The following is a 13,276-nucleotide window of genomic DNA, read 5'->3' on the forward strand; positions in this document are numbered from 1 at the left end:
GCCAAAGGGCAATTCAGCTTTTTGCATCAGGTCGCTGGTGCAGTGCCGCGCGCAACCAGAACAGCAGCCCAACAACGACGCAGGCAGCGGCCAACAACCCTGTCGCGTTGCTGAGAATGTCCGACACAAGTGAGATACTGCTGGAAAAAGCATAGCCAATTCCGATGTAGCCAAAGACCCAAACCAGTTCCCCGCTGATTGACCCCAAAGAGAACTGTCGGTGGCTCAATCCGCTCGCGCCTCCTGCAAGGTTTACATAGGGGCCAAGCGGGGCCACCAGCCAACGCGTGAAGAACACCGTCAGAAAGCCTCTTTTGTGCAAAAGATTAGAGGCCTTATCGACAAGTTTTCGCCTATGCGGGGCCCTTGCAAACCGGTCGAGCAATAGCTTTCCGCCATATCGTCCAACGAGATAGGCCGCCTGATCCCCGCTAATGGCGCCAATCGAACCGACCAGCAAAGCCTGCGTCAGGGTGACTTCGCCGCCGGCGATGAAACCGCCTGTCACCAGTAACAACAGTGACGTGGGAAGAGGCACGGCCATGCAGGACAGGAAGATGCTGATCCCCAACACCCAGACCCCGTAGACCGACACAAGGCTAAGCAGGCTATCGGTCAATTGCAGCTCTTTCAGCTTCAATTGCAGCGTATAGCCCGTCAATCAATACCGTCAGGCGAATACCGTTTTCAGCGGCGATCCGATCTAGAGGCATATGTTTTCCGGTAGGCACGTCCGCGGGAAGGGCGTCGCGGATGACATCCCGCGGCACAGCGTAAGAGTGCGCGATGTATCCAGCGGTCATCCAGCCTTCGATCTGCTGATCCCGGTGGGCGGGATCAGTCCAATAGATCCACTGTGCAACAATGCGTACCGCGAAGAACAGGGTCACCACCAGCGCCAATGCCAATGCGATCAGGGCGCCTTTGTGCTTGTGCCAGAGGTACCCGAGTGCCGACATCTAGCGCCCCAGTTCTTTCATCCCGCGTTCGATCCCTTCAAGGGTGAGGGGGACCATGCGATCTTCGAATATCTCGCGGATCATTGTGACGGATTGGGTGTATTGCCAATGGCGTTCCGGTACCGGGTTCAGCCAGATGTGATGCGGCCATTGCTGGCGGGCGCGTTGCAGCCAGACTTCGCCGGGTTCTTCGTTCCAGAACTCGTTCGCGCCGCCGGGGGCAAAGATCTCATAGGGTGACATGCTGGCGTCTCCCACGAAGATGCATTTGTAGTCACTGCCATAGGTGCGCAGCACCTCGGCGGTAGGTGTCTGCTGGTCCCATCTGCGGACGTTATCGCGCCAGACGCCGTTATAAAGGCAGTTGTGGAAGTAATAGTATTCGAGATGCTTGAATTCGGTTTTTGCCGCCGAAAACAGTTCTTCGACCATCTTGATATGCGGGTCCATTGATCCGCCAACATCCAAGAACATCAACACCTTAACAGCGTTTCTTCGTTCGGGTCGTGTCTTGACGTCCAAATAGCCGTGATCAGCGGTCGCCTTGATGGTCTCATCAAGATCCAGCTCTTCATGCGCCCCGTCACGTGCCCATTTGCGCAGGCGTTTCATCGCGACCTTGATGTTGCGTGTGCCCAGTTCGATGGTGTCATCAAGATTGCGGAATTCGCGCTTGTCCCAGACCTTTACCGCGCGCTGGTGGCGGCTTTTGTCTTGACCAATCCGAACGCCTTCCGGGTTGTAACCATAGGCGCCAAAGGGCGAGGTCCCCGCGGTGCCGATCCACTTGTTTCCGCCCTGATGGCGACCTTGCTGTTCTTTCAAACGCTCTTTCAGCGTCTCCATCAGCTTGTCGAACCCGCCCAGGGATTCAATCTCGGCCATCTCTTCGGATGTCATGTGCTTTTCGGCCATCTTGCGCAGCCAGTCTTCGGGCAGCTCTAACGCCTCCAACACATCGCCAAGTTCGATGGCTTCCATTCCCTCGAAGGTCTTCGCAAAGGCCTGATCAAAGCGATCAAGATGACGCTCGTCCTTAACCATCGAGATACGGGCGAGGTAATAGAAAGCTTCGACGTCGTAGGTCGCCAGCCCGCGCTTCAGAATTTCGAGGAAACTCAGAAACTCACGCAAAGACACCGGCACCCCGGTTTCGCGTAGCGTTTCAAAAAAGCGCAGGAACATCAGTTTATCCGAAACGGTTGATGCCAAGCGTGATGAATAGGCCGATGATCGCGAACAGAATGCCGAAACCCGCCGCGTATTGCAGCATATCAAGCCCTTTGCCGCCACGGCGTTTCGCAAGGAAAGCCCCATAGACAGCGCCGATGAATGTTGCAGCGTAAAAGATCATGAGGTGCTCCCTTTGCCGATTGCGGCGATCTCGCGCAGTTCGGCGCGTATTTTCTGTTCAGAGCCGAAGCCATATCGCGCCCAACCCAGACTGTCGAGCCGCACTTTCTTTGCCGCATCCCCTCGGTTCAGGCGGTCCAGCGCCTCGGCCTTAAGCATCAGCATCTTGGCAAGTAGCGCGGCGTTCTGGTGGCCCGAGACAACACGGGAATAGTGGTCCACGCGGTCCAGAACCACGTCGTACTGGCCAGTGGCCAAAGCAAAGGCTGACAGGTGCAAGCTGACATGGGCGGCCTGCAGGTCAGTGCGGCCCAAACCGACATATGTCTTCTCGGACAAAAGCAAGAAGCGTGCGGCGTTTTCATTGTCGCGCCCGATCAGCGCACGGCCCAGCACAAACTGGCTGAAGGCCAGACGACCGTCATTCCAGCCAGCATTCACGGCGATCCTGACAGCCGTTTCTGCCGAACGCTGCGCGCGGGAAGACCCGGGCGAGGCCTGCAAGGCGCCCTCGATCGCGTTGGTCCAGGTGCGGGGGGTGTCGGCAAGGGGGGTGCCCCCGTAGCCGCGGCCTGTGGGATTGATCCGCGACAGAACACCCGGAATTCGAGCTGCCGCCTCATTCCGCGTCAGGCCCGTGGGCATCGCGGGATCATAGAAGGCCCGTAAGATCAGCATATCAAAGCTGGTCAGGACCGTGTGCATGTTGTCGTCGTTAAAGACGCTGTCATGCAACCGGTACAGGTCGTTCACTGGCCCCAAGGCCTGTGCAATCTCTTCGTTCAGACAGTCGCGGATTTCTTGCGGGCTTTCGTCGCCCGGCAGGAAGATCGCCATCGAAGTCCGCTCTTGCAAAGCGGTCCAGGACATAGATGCTGCCCGGTGATTGCGCCGCAGCTCTTCCAGCGAGCTGACATTGGGCATCACGAAACAGGCCGCACCGGGAATGGCCCGCGCGATCTGCGATCGAGAAACCACTGCAACGGTGATATTCGCGGGCTGTGTGGCAGGAACCTCTCGGATGTCGATCCGCGCTTCGCGCCGCAGGCGAGAAATGAGGTTGTCCAGATCGGTCTGAAGGGTGGGGGGCTTCTTACCGGTCACTCGCAATGTCACGGGGCCCTGAAACCGGGACATGTTTTTCAGCTTCAGCCCGCTTTCCATCTGGAAGGCGAGATCAAGAAAGTCTTCGGCGATCTCGGTATTGCTGCGCGGAGAGCTGCGCGTTGGCGCGCCCGAGAACCGCTTCATCGCTGGAAGGTCGGAAGGCTGTGCTGTTGGGGCTTGGGGCTCTGCCGCACAGGCCCCAAGAGCCAGACACAAAAGAACTGCCTTCCGAAGCATGGCCTAACCCTTCACATATTTGATGAAGGGGGTCAGGCGACCGATGCGGTCATAAAGCTTTCGCGCCTCAGTATTGAAATCCTGCGTCATCCAATAGACATCCCCGGCACCAAGCGCATCTGCATCGTCATAGACCCCCTGAATAAGGGCGCGTCCGACACCTTGGCCGCGGACCTTGGGGTCCGCAAACAGGTCTTGCAGATACACAACATTTTCCACGCGCCAACAGTGGCGGTGCGACAGATAATGCGCAAGCCCGACGGGCTTTCCATCCACCTCGGCAATCAGGCCGCGATACTCGTTCGGATCGTCAGAGACCAATCTGGCAAAGGTGGTTTCATAAACTTCGGGCGAGACTTCGGACTCGTAGAATTCCAGATAGGCCCGCCAAAGAGCGTGCCACGCCTCTTTGTCCGAGGGGGCGATTGGACGCACTTGAAGGTTCGGCAACGCCATCTTGGATCTACCGCTCGCGCCGGGCCATGAACGCCAAACGTTCGAACAGGTGCACGTCCTGCTCGTTTTTCAAGAGCGCGCCATGAAGTTTGGGCAAAGCATTCGCGCCGCCGCGTTTCAGGTCCTCGGCGTCCAGATCTTCGGCCAAAAGCAGTTTCAGCCAATCCAGCACTTCCGAGGTTGACGGCTTCTTCTTCAGCCCACCTGTGTCACGGATTTCGTAGAATTGGGTCAGGGCGGTGGTCAGCAGGCTGTCCTTGATGCCGGGATGATGGACTTCGACGATCTGACGAAGGGTCTCTTCGTCGGGGAAGCTGATATAGTGAAAGAAGCAGCGGCGCAGAAACGCGTCGGGCAGTTCTTTTTCGTTGTTCGAGGTGATGATGACCACCGGACGCTGCTTGGCGCGGATGGTTTCACCGGTCTCGTAGACGTGGAACTCCATCTTATCGAGTTCCTGTAGAAGGTCGTTTGGAAATTCAATGTCGGCCTTGTCGATCTCGTCGATCAGCAGAACAACTTTTTTGCCTGCCTCAAACGCCTGCCACAGCTTGCCCTTGCGGATGTAGTTGGCAACGTCATGCACCCGTTCATCGCCCAACTGGCTGTCGCGCAACCGGCTGACGGCGTCATATTCATACAGGCCCTGCGCTGCGCGGGTGGTGGATTTGATGTTCCACTCGATCATTTCCATGCCCAAGGCATCGGCGACTTGGCGCGCCAACTCTGTTTTGCCGGTTCCCGGTTCGCCTTTGACCAGCAATGGGCGTTCCAGTGTGATCGCCGCATTCACAGCCAGCGACAGATCGGCTGACGCCACATAACTTTCGGTACCGCTAAATTTCATGCGCTCGATCCTGTTTTTCTATCTGTTTCCCGCTTCCTAAGCGTATTGCCAATCACTTTCCAGCGACGAGCAGAAAAATGCCACGATTGATCTATAAGCCTAGTGACAAGAAGGGTCCATTCCGCTAAACGCAGCGGCAGGAGAGCCGGGTGACTGATTTAAAAACGAATATTGAAACCGGCCTGCAGCAAGGAGCAGGTATGAAAGCTGAAGTATTTTTGCCGGACGATTACCGTCCTGCCGAGGACGAGCCTTTCATGAATGACATGCAGCTGGAGTATTTCCGCCGCAAGCTGGAACATCTCAAAGCTGAACTGTTGGATGAAAGCCGTTCAACCATCGAACACCTACAGGATGGTACACGCAACATTCCCGATGTGGCTGACCGCGCAAGCGAGGAAACCGATCGCGCGCTGGAGCTTCGCATTCGCGACCGTCAGCGCAAGCTGGTTGGTAAGATCGACTCTGCGCTGCGCCGCATTGACGAAGGTGAATACGGGTACTGCCAGGACACCGGCGAGCCTATCTCGCTGAAACGTCTGGATGCGCGTCCGACCACCACGCTGAGCCTTGAGGCGCAAGAGCGTCACGAGCGCCGCGAGAAGGTCCATCGCGACGACTGATCCCGTGGGATCGGAATGGATTAGCACCGGGGCCGTGGCTCCGGTGTTTGTTTTTTGGGGGTGCGGATGCTGATTGGTCAGCGTGCAACGGTTCTAGGGGCAGGGATCGCCGGTTTGGCGGCTTCTATCGCATTGGCGCAGCGCGGGGCACAGGTGCATGTATTGGATCAGGCCGAAGCGATCCGAGAAGTCGGCGCAGGCCTGCAGATCAGCCCGAATGGTGTCGCGGTCCTGAAGGCGCTTGGGTTGGGGCCAGAGTTAGAGCGGATCGGACTGCGCGCCGAAGCGGTAAACCTGCGGGACTATCGTAAAGGGCGCTTGGTCACTCGATTGCCGTTACAGAACGCGGCTGGTGCCTATTACTTCCTGCACCGTGCTGATCTGATCGACATGTTGCACAACGCCGCGACAGAGGCCGGGGTGCGTATTCGACTGTTGCAGAAGGTGCGAGAGGTAACCGTTGAAGACGGCAAAGCCTCTTTCGAAACCATGCAAAATGTCCGCCACTCACCCGATCTGCTGATTGGCGCGGATGGTGTTCATTCCAAGGCGCGCCCGGCTGTAAACGGGGCCGCCGAGCCGTTTTTCACAGGTCAGGTCGCATGGCGTGCAACGGTGCCGAACACTGACGGTTTACCGAACGAGGTTTCGGTATACATGGGGCCCGGGCGCCACATGGTGATTTATCCTCTTAGAGGTGGCGAACTGGTGAACATAGTCGCCGTCGAAGAGCGGGCGGCATGGGCGGAAGAAGGTTGGAATTACAAAGACGATCCTTCAGAATTACTCAATTCTTTCAGTGGGTTTGCGACAGAAGTTCAGTCACTTCTTGATCGTGTCGAAGATGTTTACCTTTGGGGATTGTTCCGTCATCCCGTGGCCCAAAACTGGCACAAGGGAAATGCCGCTCTTCTGGGTGATGCGGCGCATCCAACGCTTCCGTTTCTGGCGCAGGGCGCGAACATGGCGTTGGAGGACGCGTGGGTTTTGGCCGATAGCCTTGCAAGCCATCCGGACCAAGAAACAGCCCTTGCGGCCTACCAGCATCTGCGTCGGGCACGATGTGAAAAGATTGTCGATGCCGCCAGCAAAAACGCCAAGAACTATCACCTGAGTTTCCCACCTCTGCGCTTTGCAGCCCACACGGCGCTACGAATTGCGGGTGGCCTGTCGCCCGACATGATGCTGCGTCGGTTTGACTGGCTTTATGGGTATGACGTGACGTCCTCTTAATCCTCCCTTGTTTAAAGAATTGGCAGCATTACTTGCGCTGGAAAGGCAAGAGTAGTCAGAAAGATGCGTTTAATGGTGTACCTGTTGGTTGGGCTTTGTGTGGCTGTGATTGGCCTGATGGGTTGGGTGCGTCTTGCGCCACATGACGTGGAGCGGTTCCACACAGAGGTTAGGGCTGAGAACCAAACCACCTTCGATGTTAAAAAAATCGGGGCGCTTGCGGTCACGGATGCCTATCCACAAAGCCCACAGGTTGTGATGCAGCGGTTTGTGGACATTGCGTTGAACTCTCCTCGAACCAAGGTGCTGGCGGGTTCTGTCGAAAGTGGTCGCATAACCTTGGTGACGCGGACCCTGTTTTGGGGGTTCGCGGATTATTCCACCATCGAAAGCGTTCATAGCCCCGAAGGCACCCGGTTGAAGATCTTTGCGCGGATGCGTTGGAATGGCTCAGATTGGGGTGTGAACGCCAAGCGGTTGAAAGGTTGGTTGAAGACGTTCACGGACGTCTGACATCGAGCAGCCGGTTCCTGTATCACGCCATGCGGGGTTGTTCAGAACCATCTCGCAGCGGGCGATATAGGAACGACCACCGACATTCAGGCAAATACTTTGCCCAAGCTCCACACGATCCCCCACGCTGTCTGTGCAGAAGCAATCCAAAGCCGTCCCACTGTGTTTCGGCTCTTGTGCCGTTCCCGCATGGGGCAGGGTGGCCAGTATGAGAAATGCCAGTCTCATACCCCAGATTACCACATCTTGGGCTTCAAGTCCTCTTGACCCCGGCGGATGCTTGCGCAAGACAAACGCATGGTTCCCTTTGATAAACTTGATCAGATCACCCAGAGGTTCGAATACCTCGAAGCGCAGCTTGCTGGCGGCGCGGCCGATGACTTTGCTAAAGTCAGCCGCGAATATGCCGAGGTAAAACCCGTTGCCGACCAGATCGCGGCCTATCGCCAGTTGCTGGACGATATCGCCGAGGCTGAGGCGATGTTGGATGACCCCGAGATGAAAGAGCTGGCAGAGGAAGAACTGCCCGGCCTCAAGGCGCAACGCCCCGAGATGGAAGAGGCGCTGCAAATTGCGCTTTTGCCAAAGGATGCCGCGGATGCCCGGCCGGCAATCATCGAAATTCGCCCGGGTACGGGCGGTGACGAGGCGGCGTTGTTCGCAGGGGACCTGCTGCGCATGTACCAGCGTTACGCCGAAGCGCAGGGATGGAAGTTCGAAATCCTTGAAGAGCAGTCATCGGAACTGGGCGGGATCAAGGAAGTGACCGCAAATATTCAGGGCGAGGGCGTCTTTGCCCGGATGAAATACGAATCCGGCGTGCACCGGGTGCAGCGTGTGCCCGAGACCGAAAGTGGCGGGCGAATTCATACCTCGGCGGCGACCGTCGCCGTGCTGCCAGAGGCCGAAGAGGTCGATATCGACATTCCCGCCGGCGACATTCGTATCGACACGATGCGCAGTTCGGGTGCAGGTGGTCAGCACGTGAACACGACTGACTCGGCGGTGCGGATTACGCACCTTCCGACTGGTGTGGTCGTGACAAGCTCTGAGAAGTCGCAGCATCGCAACCGCGAGATCGCGATGCAGGTTCTGCGGACACGCCTGTATGATCTAGAGCGTCAGCGGATCGCCGATGAACGTTCGGCAGATCGGGCTAGCCAAGTCGGCTCGGGCGACCGTTCGGAACGTATTCGCACGTATAACTTCCCTCAGGGCCGGATGACGGATCACCGCATCAACCTGACGCTTTATAAGCTGGATCAGGTCATGCAGGGCGATCTGGATGAGGTTATCGACGCCCTGATCGCCGACGATCAGGCCCGCAAACTGGCAGAGATGGACGCGTGACCGGTGCAGAGGCGCTGCGGGCTGGGGTTGCCCGCCTGAAGGCCGCCGGTATCGAAGACCCGGCCCGCGACGCGCGCCGCCTTTTGGCCTTTGCCATTGGGCAAGACATGTCTCGCCTGACTTTGGTGTTGCCTGACCCGATCACTGAAGATCAGAACGACGTCTTTCGAACAGCTATTCTTGCGCGGGCAGAGAAACAGCCGGTGTCTCAGATCATTGGCTACCGTGACTTCTTCGGTCGGCGGTTCAAGGTCACGCGGGATACGCTGGACCCGCGTCCCGAGACCGAAGATCTGGTTGCAGAGGCCTTGAAACACCCGTTTTCAAATGTGTTGGACATGGGGACAGGGACAGGGTGCATCCTGTTGTCCTTGCTCGCAGAGCGTCCTTTGGTAAAAGGTCTGGGCACCGATCTGTCTGATGCGGCCCTGTCGGTGGCCCGCGAAAACGCGGACAGGTTGAACATAGCGGATCGGGCAAGTTTCGCTCGGTCTGACTGGTACGCCAATGTCGCCGGGCGCTTTGATCTGATCGTCTCGAACCCACCCTATATCGCCGCCGATGAAATGGATGCGCTTGACGCCTCTGTCCGCGATTGGGAACCCCGCAGCGCCTTGACCGATGAGGCTGACGGGCTGTCCGCCTATCGCGTGATTGCGGCAGGTGCCAAAGATCATCTGACGCCGGGCGGCCGGTTGTTGGTCGAGATCGGCTGGATGCAGGGCGAAGCTGTTGCCGCGATTTTTCGGGCCGCCGGGCTTGAATCCGTATCGGTTCATCCCGATCTGGATGGAAGAGACCGGGTCGTGACCGGTAGGCAACAATCTTAGAAAACCGATCGGTTTGCGTCCTAATTCCCCCGCAAACAGGGTCAATTCCTTCGTTTTCTGGATTTTTGGCTTGTCTTGCCACCCGTGGCATGGTTAGTCAGATGGAGTGGATGGCTGGATGCCTTGGACGCTCCCCACCACGTTAAGCCAGACAATCGCCAGATCCGGTGGCACCCCGTGCAAGAGGTACGGAACGGATCACAACTCGCCAAGATAAGGCTGAACAGCAGATAATAGTATGAGATCTTCCAAGTCACGTTCGCGGAATAAGAACAACCGTTCGCGCTCGATGGGTAACATCATCAACCGTGTTTTCGACAGCTCTGGCCCCGAAGGCAAGGTGCGCGGAACACCGCAGCAGATCATTGATAAATACAACCAGTTGGCGGCAGACGCACAGCTGTCGAATGACCGTGTTGCGGCTGAAAACTTTCAGCAGCACGCCGAGCACTACGCACGTCTTCTAAGCGACGCACAGCGTGAGGCCGAGGCTAAGCGCGAGCAGCAGGAACGTCATAACCGCGAACGCCAGCAGCAGCGCGAGCAGCAGCAGCAGGCGAAAGAGCAAAAGGTCGATGGCACCGGCGATCAGCCCGACATCGCTGACGCGGGCCCCGTGGGGTTCGCGGACGAGTCACAAGACAGCGGTCTGGTGGACACTCCGGAAGAAAAGAAAAGCGCTCCGCGCCCTGCACGCCGTGGTCGTCCGAAGAAATCGGAAGCCAAGGACGCAGATGTCGCCCCGCAGGATGCGCCTGCACAAGACGCTCCGGCAGCAGAGTAACTGGCCCTAGGCCAGTTCCCGCGCCAGGGCGCAAAACCCCTCTAGCGATACATTTTCAGCGCGCAGCGTCGGTTCAATCCCCGCTGCGCGAAGACGGTCCTCGATATCGGGGGCCTGACCCTTCAGGCTTGCGCGCAGCATTTTGCGACGCTGGTTGAAGGCCGCGGCCACGACGCGTGACAGGATTTTCGCATCGGCCTCAAACGCCGGTTTCTCGCGACGTTTCAGATGCACGACTGCTGAATGGATTTTGGGTGGCGGTGTAAACGCCTCGGGCGGAAGGGTCATGACGATCTTCGCCTCGGCGCGCCATTGCGCAAGGATCGCCAGACGGCCATAGGCCTTGGAGCCCGGTTTGGCGACGATCCGCTCTGCGACCTCTTTCTGAAACATCAGCGTCAGGCTGTCCCAGAACGGGGGCCAGGAGTCGGGTGTCAACCAGCGAACCAGCAGTTCCGTGCCGACATTATAGGGCAGGTTCGCCACGACGCGGACTGGGGCGGTCAGGTGTTCCAGCGGGTCGACCTCTAGCGCGTCGCCATTGATCACCTTCAGGCGACCGGGGTAGGCGGCTTCGACCTCTGCCAGCGCCGACAGGCACCTTTGGTCTTTCTCAATCGCCAGAACGCGGCGCGCGCCTTCGGCGAGCAATCCACGTGTCAGGCCACCGGGGCCGGGGCCAATTTCCAGAACGTCGCATTCAGATAGATCGCCCGCCTGACGTGCGATTTTCGCGGTCAGGTTAAGATCCAAAAGGAAGTTCTGGCCAAGAGATTTCTTGGCAGCAAGTTCATGCGTCGCGATGACCTCGCGCAGGGGGGGAAGACCGTCAATCGTAGCCATGTGGGTCTCTTACGCGGTTCCGCGCGCCAGCGCCATGGCTTGTGCCATGCGAAGAGCGGCGATCAGGCTGGTCGGCTCTGCTTGCCCCTTGCCCGCGATATCAAAGGCCGTGCCATGGTCAGGTGAGGTGCGGATGAAGGGCAGTCCAAGAGTGACATTTACCCCGCCCGCGAAATCGAGGGTCTTGATCGGGATCAGGGCTTGATCGTGATACATCGCCACGGCCGCGTCATACTTGGCGCGGGCTGCCGCATGAAACGCTGTGTCGGCGGGGTGGGGGCCGGTCAGTTGCAGGCCCTCGGCCCTTAGCCGATCCAGAAGCGGTATGATCATATCCAGCTCTTCATGTCCCATGGCGCCGCCTTCGCCCGCGTGCGGATTCAGCCCCATGATTGCGAGGCGCGGATCAGAGATGCCGAAATCGCGGATCAGGCCATCGCGGGTGATGCGGATGGTTGCTTCCAAAAGGTCTTTGGTCAGGGTCTTTGGAACTTCGGACACCGGGATATGGATCGTCGCGGGCACCACGCGCAATGCATCGCAAGCCAGCATCATGACCACCCGATCTACGCCACCAAGGGCGGCCAGAAACTCTGTATGGCCGGGATAGGCAAAGTCCGCCCCGTCCTTGAGTGCTTTCTTGTTGATCGGGTTCGTACAAACGGCAGAGGCTGCGCCGGATTGCGCGTACTCGACGGCCATTTCGATCGACTGGATAACACCAAAGGCATTTGCGGCAGAAGGCTGGCCCGGTGCCGCACCCTCTGCGAACGGGAGAGATATGACGGGCAGCCCGTTAGCCATCGCTGCCGACGCCTGATCAGGCGATGGGATGCGAACCACGGGAAGGTCAGCTGGCAGATGCGCAGGATCGCCGATCCAGAAGAAGGTCAATTCATCCTTCAGTGCCTGCCAGGCCTTCGCGGTGATCTCGGGGCCGACACCGGCCGGTTCCCCACAGCTAAGCGCGATGGGGGCGGTGGTCATGGACGCTTGATGATCGCGCTGGCGCGAAGCTCTGCAAGGTAGCCGTCGGCATAGGCATTTACGCGCTGGTTACGCAGGCTATTCCGCAACGCCGTGCGGTCGAAATCTTCGTCCAGCGCAGGTGTGCGTCCGCACAGCATGTACAGGACATTCTGACCGCCCTGATTGACGACTGCGGTTTCGTTTTCGTCCAATTTCGCAAGGGTCAGCGCCGTCGCGTCATCTAGATCTGCAATCGCCAGAACCTCGCGCTGCAGGCGCTCTTCGGGCTGTCCTTTGGCGACGCCGTACAGGTCGTCGCATGTGTCGATTTCAGAGGTCACGCGACCGGGGGCCGTGTCGCCCAAGGCATAGCGCGCAAACTCGACCGACACTGAGTCCGGCAGCTCTGCGTCAAGCTCTTCCAAATCACGGACCATGAATACGGCAATTGCATTACCGCCAAGCGGGATCGGGTCCGAAACCTCGTTTGGCCCCAGAACAAGAAGGCGGCTGGCAAGTGCTGGCGGCAGGTTCGAGAGGTCAACCCAATCGACGCGTCCACCACGGGCGCCAGTCGGCGCAACAGAAAGGCTGCGCGCCGCGGCTGCAAAGGCGCCAGGTGACTTGATCTGCTCTTTCAAACGAGCAGCTGTGGCCTGCGCCTGCTCTTTGAACTCGGGTGTGTCTGCGCGTAGGATAATCTCTGAGATCAGAATGCGAGCCGACCCCGAACGCGAGCTGATCGCAATAGCGCGGTCGATCTCATCCTCGGTGATCTGGGACCGAGGGCCAAAGCGACGGCCAACGACCTCGCGCCAGACCAAACCGGCGCGAACAAATTCACGGAAGGATTCAGGAGCGATCCCGCGTTGGGTCAGCAATGTTTCAAACTGTTTCAGATTCAGATTTGCACGGCCCGCAAATTCTTCCATGCCCAAGGTGACGTCTTCAGGAGAGGGAGAAACACCTAGCCGAGCCCCTGCATCCACACGCAGACGGTCCTCAATCAGCCCTTTTTCGGCTTCTTCGACCAGATCGCCAGGTGAATTCAACAATTCCAACATCAGGATGCGTTGCTGCAGTTCATACCCGGTGATGCCCCGTCCATTGACGATGATCTGAGGTGCAAACGGATTCGCGTTTTGTGCCAGGGCAGCCATTGGTGCCATGGT

At 58.3% G+C, this 13,276-nt stretch carries 16 protein-coding genes; 6 read left to right on the forward strand and 10 right to left on the reverse strand.

Going from position 1 to position 13,276, the window contains the following annotated elements:
- Nucleotides 1-13: 13 nt before the first annotated feature.
- From CLM58_RS11685 to CLM58_RS11715, 7 genes are read right to left on the reverse strand one after another with little or no spacing between them, the layout of a single operon-like run.
- Nucleotides 14-661: a DedA family protein gene (locus tag CLM58_RS11685; RefSeq protein WP_158221902.1), complete on the reverse strand. Its 648-nt coding sequence runs from the start codon at nucleotides 659-661 to the stop codon at nucleotides 14-16.
- Nucleotides 609-959, reverse strand: coding sequence for a hypothetical protein (locus CLM58_RS11690; protein ID WP_095596094.1), 351 nt, complete (start codon nucleotides 957-959; stop codon nucleotides 609-611). Before CLM58_RS11690 ends, CLM58_RS11685 begins: the two co-directional genes overlap by 53 nt.
- Entirely contained in the window at nucleotides 960-2,144 is a 1,185-nt protein-coding gene (locus CLM58_RS11695) for a vWA domain-containing protein (protein ID WP_095596095.1), read from the reverse strand.
- A gap of 4 nt (nucleotides 2,145-2,148) precedes the next feature.
- Complete coding sequence (locus tag CLM58_RS17275) at nucleotides 2,149-2,313, reverse strand: hypothetical protein (RefSeq protein WP_095596096.1); 165 nt, start codon at nucleotides 2,311-2,313, stop codon at nucleotides 2,149-2,151.
- The gene (locus tag CLM58_RS11705) at nucleotides 2,310-3,656 is read right to left on the reverse strand and encodes a DUF2927 domain-containing protein (protein ID WP_095596097.1); all 1,347 of its coding nucleotides are present in this window, start codon (nucleotides 3,654-3,656) and stop codon (nucleotides 2,310-2,312) included. Before CLM58_RS11705 ends, CLM58_RS17275 begins: the two co-directional genes overlap by 4 nt.
- A 3-nt stretch (nucleotides 3,657-3,659) precedes the next feature.
- Complete coding sequence (locus CLM58_RS11710) at nucleotides 3,660-4,112, reverse strand: GNAT family N-acetyltransferase (RefSeq protein WP_095596098.1); 453 nt, start codon at nucleotides 4,110-4,112, stop codon at nucleotides 3,660-3,662.
- A gap of 7 nt (nucleotides 4,113-4,119) precedes the next feature.
- Nucleotides 4,120-4,959: an AAA family ATPase gene (locus CLM58_RS11715; RefSeq protein WP_095596099.1), complete on the reverse strand. Its 840-nt coding sequence runs from the start codon at nucleotides 4,957-4,959 to the stop codon at nucleotides 4,120-4,122.
- Between the two features lie 200 nt (nucleotides 4,960-5,159).
- Between CLM58_RS11715 and dksA the strand changes: the two genes are divergently transcribed.
- The 6 genes from dksA (at nucleotide 5,160) to CLM58_RS11745 (ending at nucleotide 10,292) form a co-directional block, all read left to right on the forward strand.
- Entirely contained in the window at nucleotides 5,160-5,582 is a 423-nt protein-coding gene (gene dksA / locus CLM58_RS11720) for an RNA polymerase-binding protein DksA (protein ID WP_095596100.1), read from the forward strand.
- A 66-nt stretch (nucleotides 5,583-5,648) separates the two neighbouring features.
- On the forward strand, nucleotides 5,649-6,815 hold the full coding sequence (locus CLM58_RS11725) for an FAD-dependent monooxygenase (protein ID WP_095596101.1): 1,167 nt from the start codon (nucleotides 5,649-5,651) through the stop codon (nucleotides 6,813-6,815).
- 63 nt (nucleotides 6,816-6,878) lie between these two features.
- Nucleotides 6,879-7,328 (forward strand): DUF1499 domain-containing protein, encoded by a 450-nt coding sequence (locus CLM58_RS11730; protein ID WP_095596102.1) that lies wholly within the window; start codon nucleotides 6,879-6,881, stop codon nucleotides 7,326-7,328.
- Nucleotides 7,329-7,625: 297 nt separating this feature from the next.
- Complete coding sequence (prfA, locus tag CLM58_RS11735; RefSeq protein WP_095597081.1) at nucleotides 7,626-8,678, forward strand: peptide chain release factor 1; 1,053 nt, start codon at nucleotides 7,626-7,628, stop codon at nucleotides 8,676-8,678.
- A complete protein-coding gene (gene prmC / locus CLM58_RS11740; protein WP_095596103.1) occupies nucleotides 8,675-9,508 on the forward strand; it encodes a peptide chain release factor N(5)-glutamine methyltransferase in 834 nt (277 codons plus the stop codon). Before prfA ends, prmC begins: the two co-directional genes overlap by 4 nt.
- Before the next feature lie 238 nt (nucleotides 9,509-9,746).
- Nucleotides 9,747-10,292: a DUF4167 domain-containing protein gene (locus tag CLM58_RS11745; protein ID WP_095596104.1), complete on the forward strand. Its 546-nt coding sequence runs from the start codon at nucleotides 9,747-9,749 to the stop codon at nucleotides 10,290-10,292.
- 6 nt (nucleotides 10,293-10,298) lie between these two features.
- On the opposite strand, the gene rsmA is transcribed toward CLM58_RS11745, so the two are convergent.
- The 3 genes from rsmA to CLM58_RS11760 are packed head-to-tail and all read right to left on the reverse strand — an operon-like array spanning nucleotide 10,299 to nucleotide 13,264.
- On the reverse strand, nucleotides 10,299-11,135 hold the full coding sequence (gene rsmA / locus CLM58_RS11750; RefSeq protein ID WP_095596105.1) for a 16S rRNA (adenine(1518)-N(6)/adenine(1519)-N(6))-dimethyltransferase RsmA: 837 nt from the start codon (nucleotides 11,133-11,135) through the stop codon (nucleotides 10,299-10,301).
- A 9-nt stretch (nucleotides 11,136-11,144) separates the two neighbouring features.
- Nucleotides 11,145-12,122, reverse strand: coding sequence for a 4-hydroxythreonine-4-phosphate dehydrogenase PdxA (gene pdxA, locus CLM58_RS11755; RefSeq protein ID WP_095596106.1), 978 nt, complete (start codon nucleotides 12,120-12,122; stop codon nucleotides 11,145-11,147).
- Nucleotides 12,119-13,264 (reverse strand): peptidylprolyl isomerase, encoded by a 1,146-nt coding sequence (locus tag CLM58_RS11760; protein ID WP_158221903.1) that lies wholly within the window; start codon nucleotides 13,262-13,264, stop codon nucleotides 12,119-12,121. Before CLM58_RS11760 ends, pdxA begins: the two co-directional genes overlap by 4 nt.
- Between the last annotated feature and the right edge of the window lie 12 nt (nucleotides 13,265-13,276).

The organism is Actibacterium pelagium (genome assembly GCF_002285415.1).
Taxonomy (GTDB): domain Bacteria; phylum Pseudomonadota; class Alphaproteobacteria; order Rhodobacterales; family Rhodobacteraceae; genus Actibacterium_B; species Actibacterium_B pelagium.

What these genes read in the sequence shown, in the direction of transcription:
- CLM58_RS17275 (WP_095596096.1), bottom strand. Translation starts at nt 2,313, where the DNA reads ATGATCTTTTACGCTGCAACATTCATCGGCGCTGTCTATGGGGCTTTC.
- rsmA (WP_095596105.1), bottom strand. Translation starts at nt 11,135, where the DNA reads ATGGCTACGATTGACGGTCTTCCCCCCCTGCGCGAGGTCATCGCGACG.
- CLM58_RS11695 (WP_095596095.1), bottom strand. Translation starts at nt 2,144, where the DNA reads ATGTTCCTGCGCTTTTTTGAAACGCTACGCGAAACCGGGGTGCCGGTG.
- CLM58_RS11710 (WP_095596098.1), bottom strand. Translation starts at nt 4,112, where the DNA reads ATGGCGTTGCCGAACCTTCAAGTGCGTCCAATCGCCCCCTCGGACAAA.
- prfA (WP_095597081.1), top strand. Translation starts at nt 7,626, where the DNA reads ATGGTTCCCTTTGATAAACTTGATCAGATCACCCAGAGGTTCGAATAC.
- CLM58_RS11705 (WP_095596097.1), bottom strand. Translation starts at nt 3,656, where the DNA reads ATGCTTCGGAAGGCAGTTCTTTTGTGTCTGGCTCTTGGGGCCTGTGCG.
- CLM58_RS11690 (WP_095596094.1), bottom strand. Translation starts at nt 959, where the DNA reads ATGTCGGCACTCGGGTACCTCTGGCACAAGCACAAAGGCGCCCTGATC.
- CLM58_RS11745 (WP_095596104.1), top strand. Translation starts at nt 9,747, where the DNA reads ATGAGATCTTCCAAGTCACGTTCGCGGAATAAGAACAACCGTTCGCGC.
- CLM58_RS11715 (WP_095596099.1), bottom strand. Translation starts at nt 4,959, where the DNA reads ATGAAATTTAGCGGTACCGAAAGTTATGTGGCGTCAGCCGATCTGTCG.
- dksA (WP_095596100.1), top strand. Translation starts at nt 5,160, where the DNA reads ATGAAAGCTGAAGTATTTTTGCCGGACGATTACCGTCCTGCCGAGGAC.
- pdxA (WP_095596106.1), bottom strand. Translation starts at nt 12,122, where the DNA reads ATGACCACCGCCCCCATCGCGCTTAGCTGTGGGGAACCGGCCGGTGTC.
- CLM58_RS11760 (WP_158221903.1), bottom strand. Translation starts at nt 13,264, where the DNA reads ATGGCTGCCCTGGCACAAAACGCGAATCCGTTTGCACCTCAGATCATC.
- CLM58_RS11730 (WP_095596102.1), top strand. Translation starts at nt 6,879, where the DNA reads ATGCGTTTAATGGTGTACCTGTTGGTTGGGCTTTGTGTGGCTGTGATT.
- CLM58_RS11725 (WP_095596101.1), top strand. Translation starts at nt 5,649, where the DNA reads ATGCTGATTGGTCAGCGTGCAACGGTTCTAGGGGCAGGGATCGCCGGT.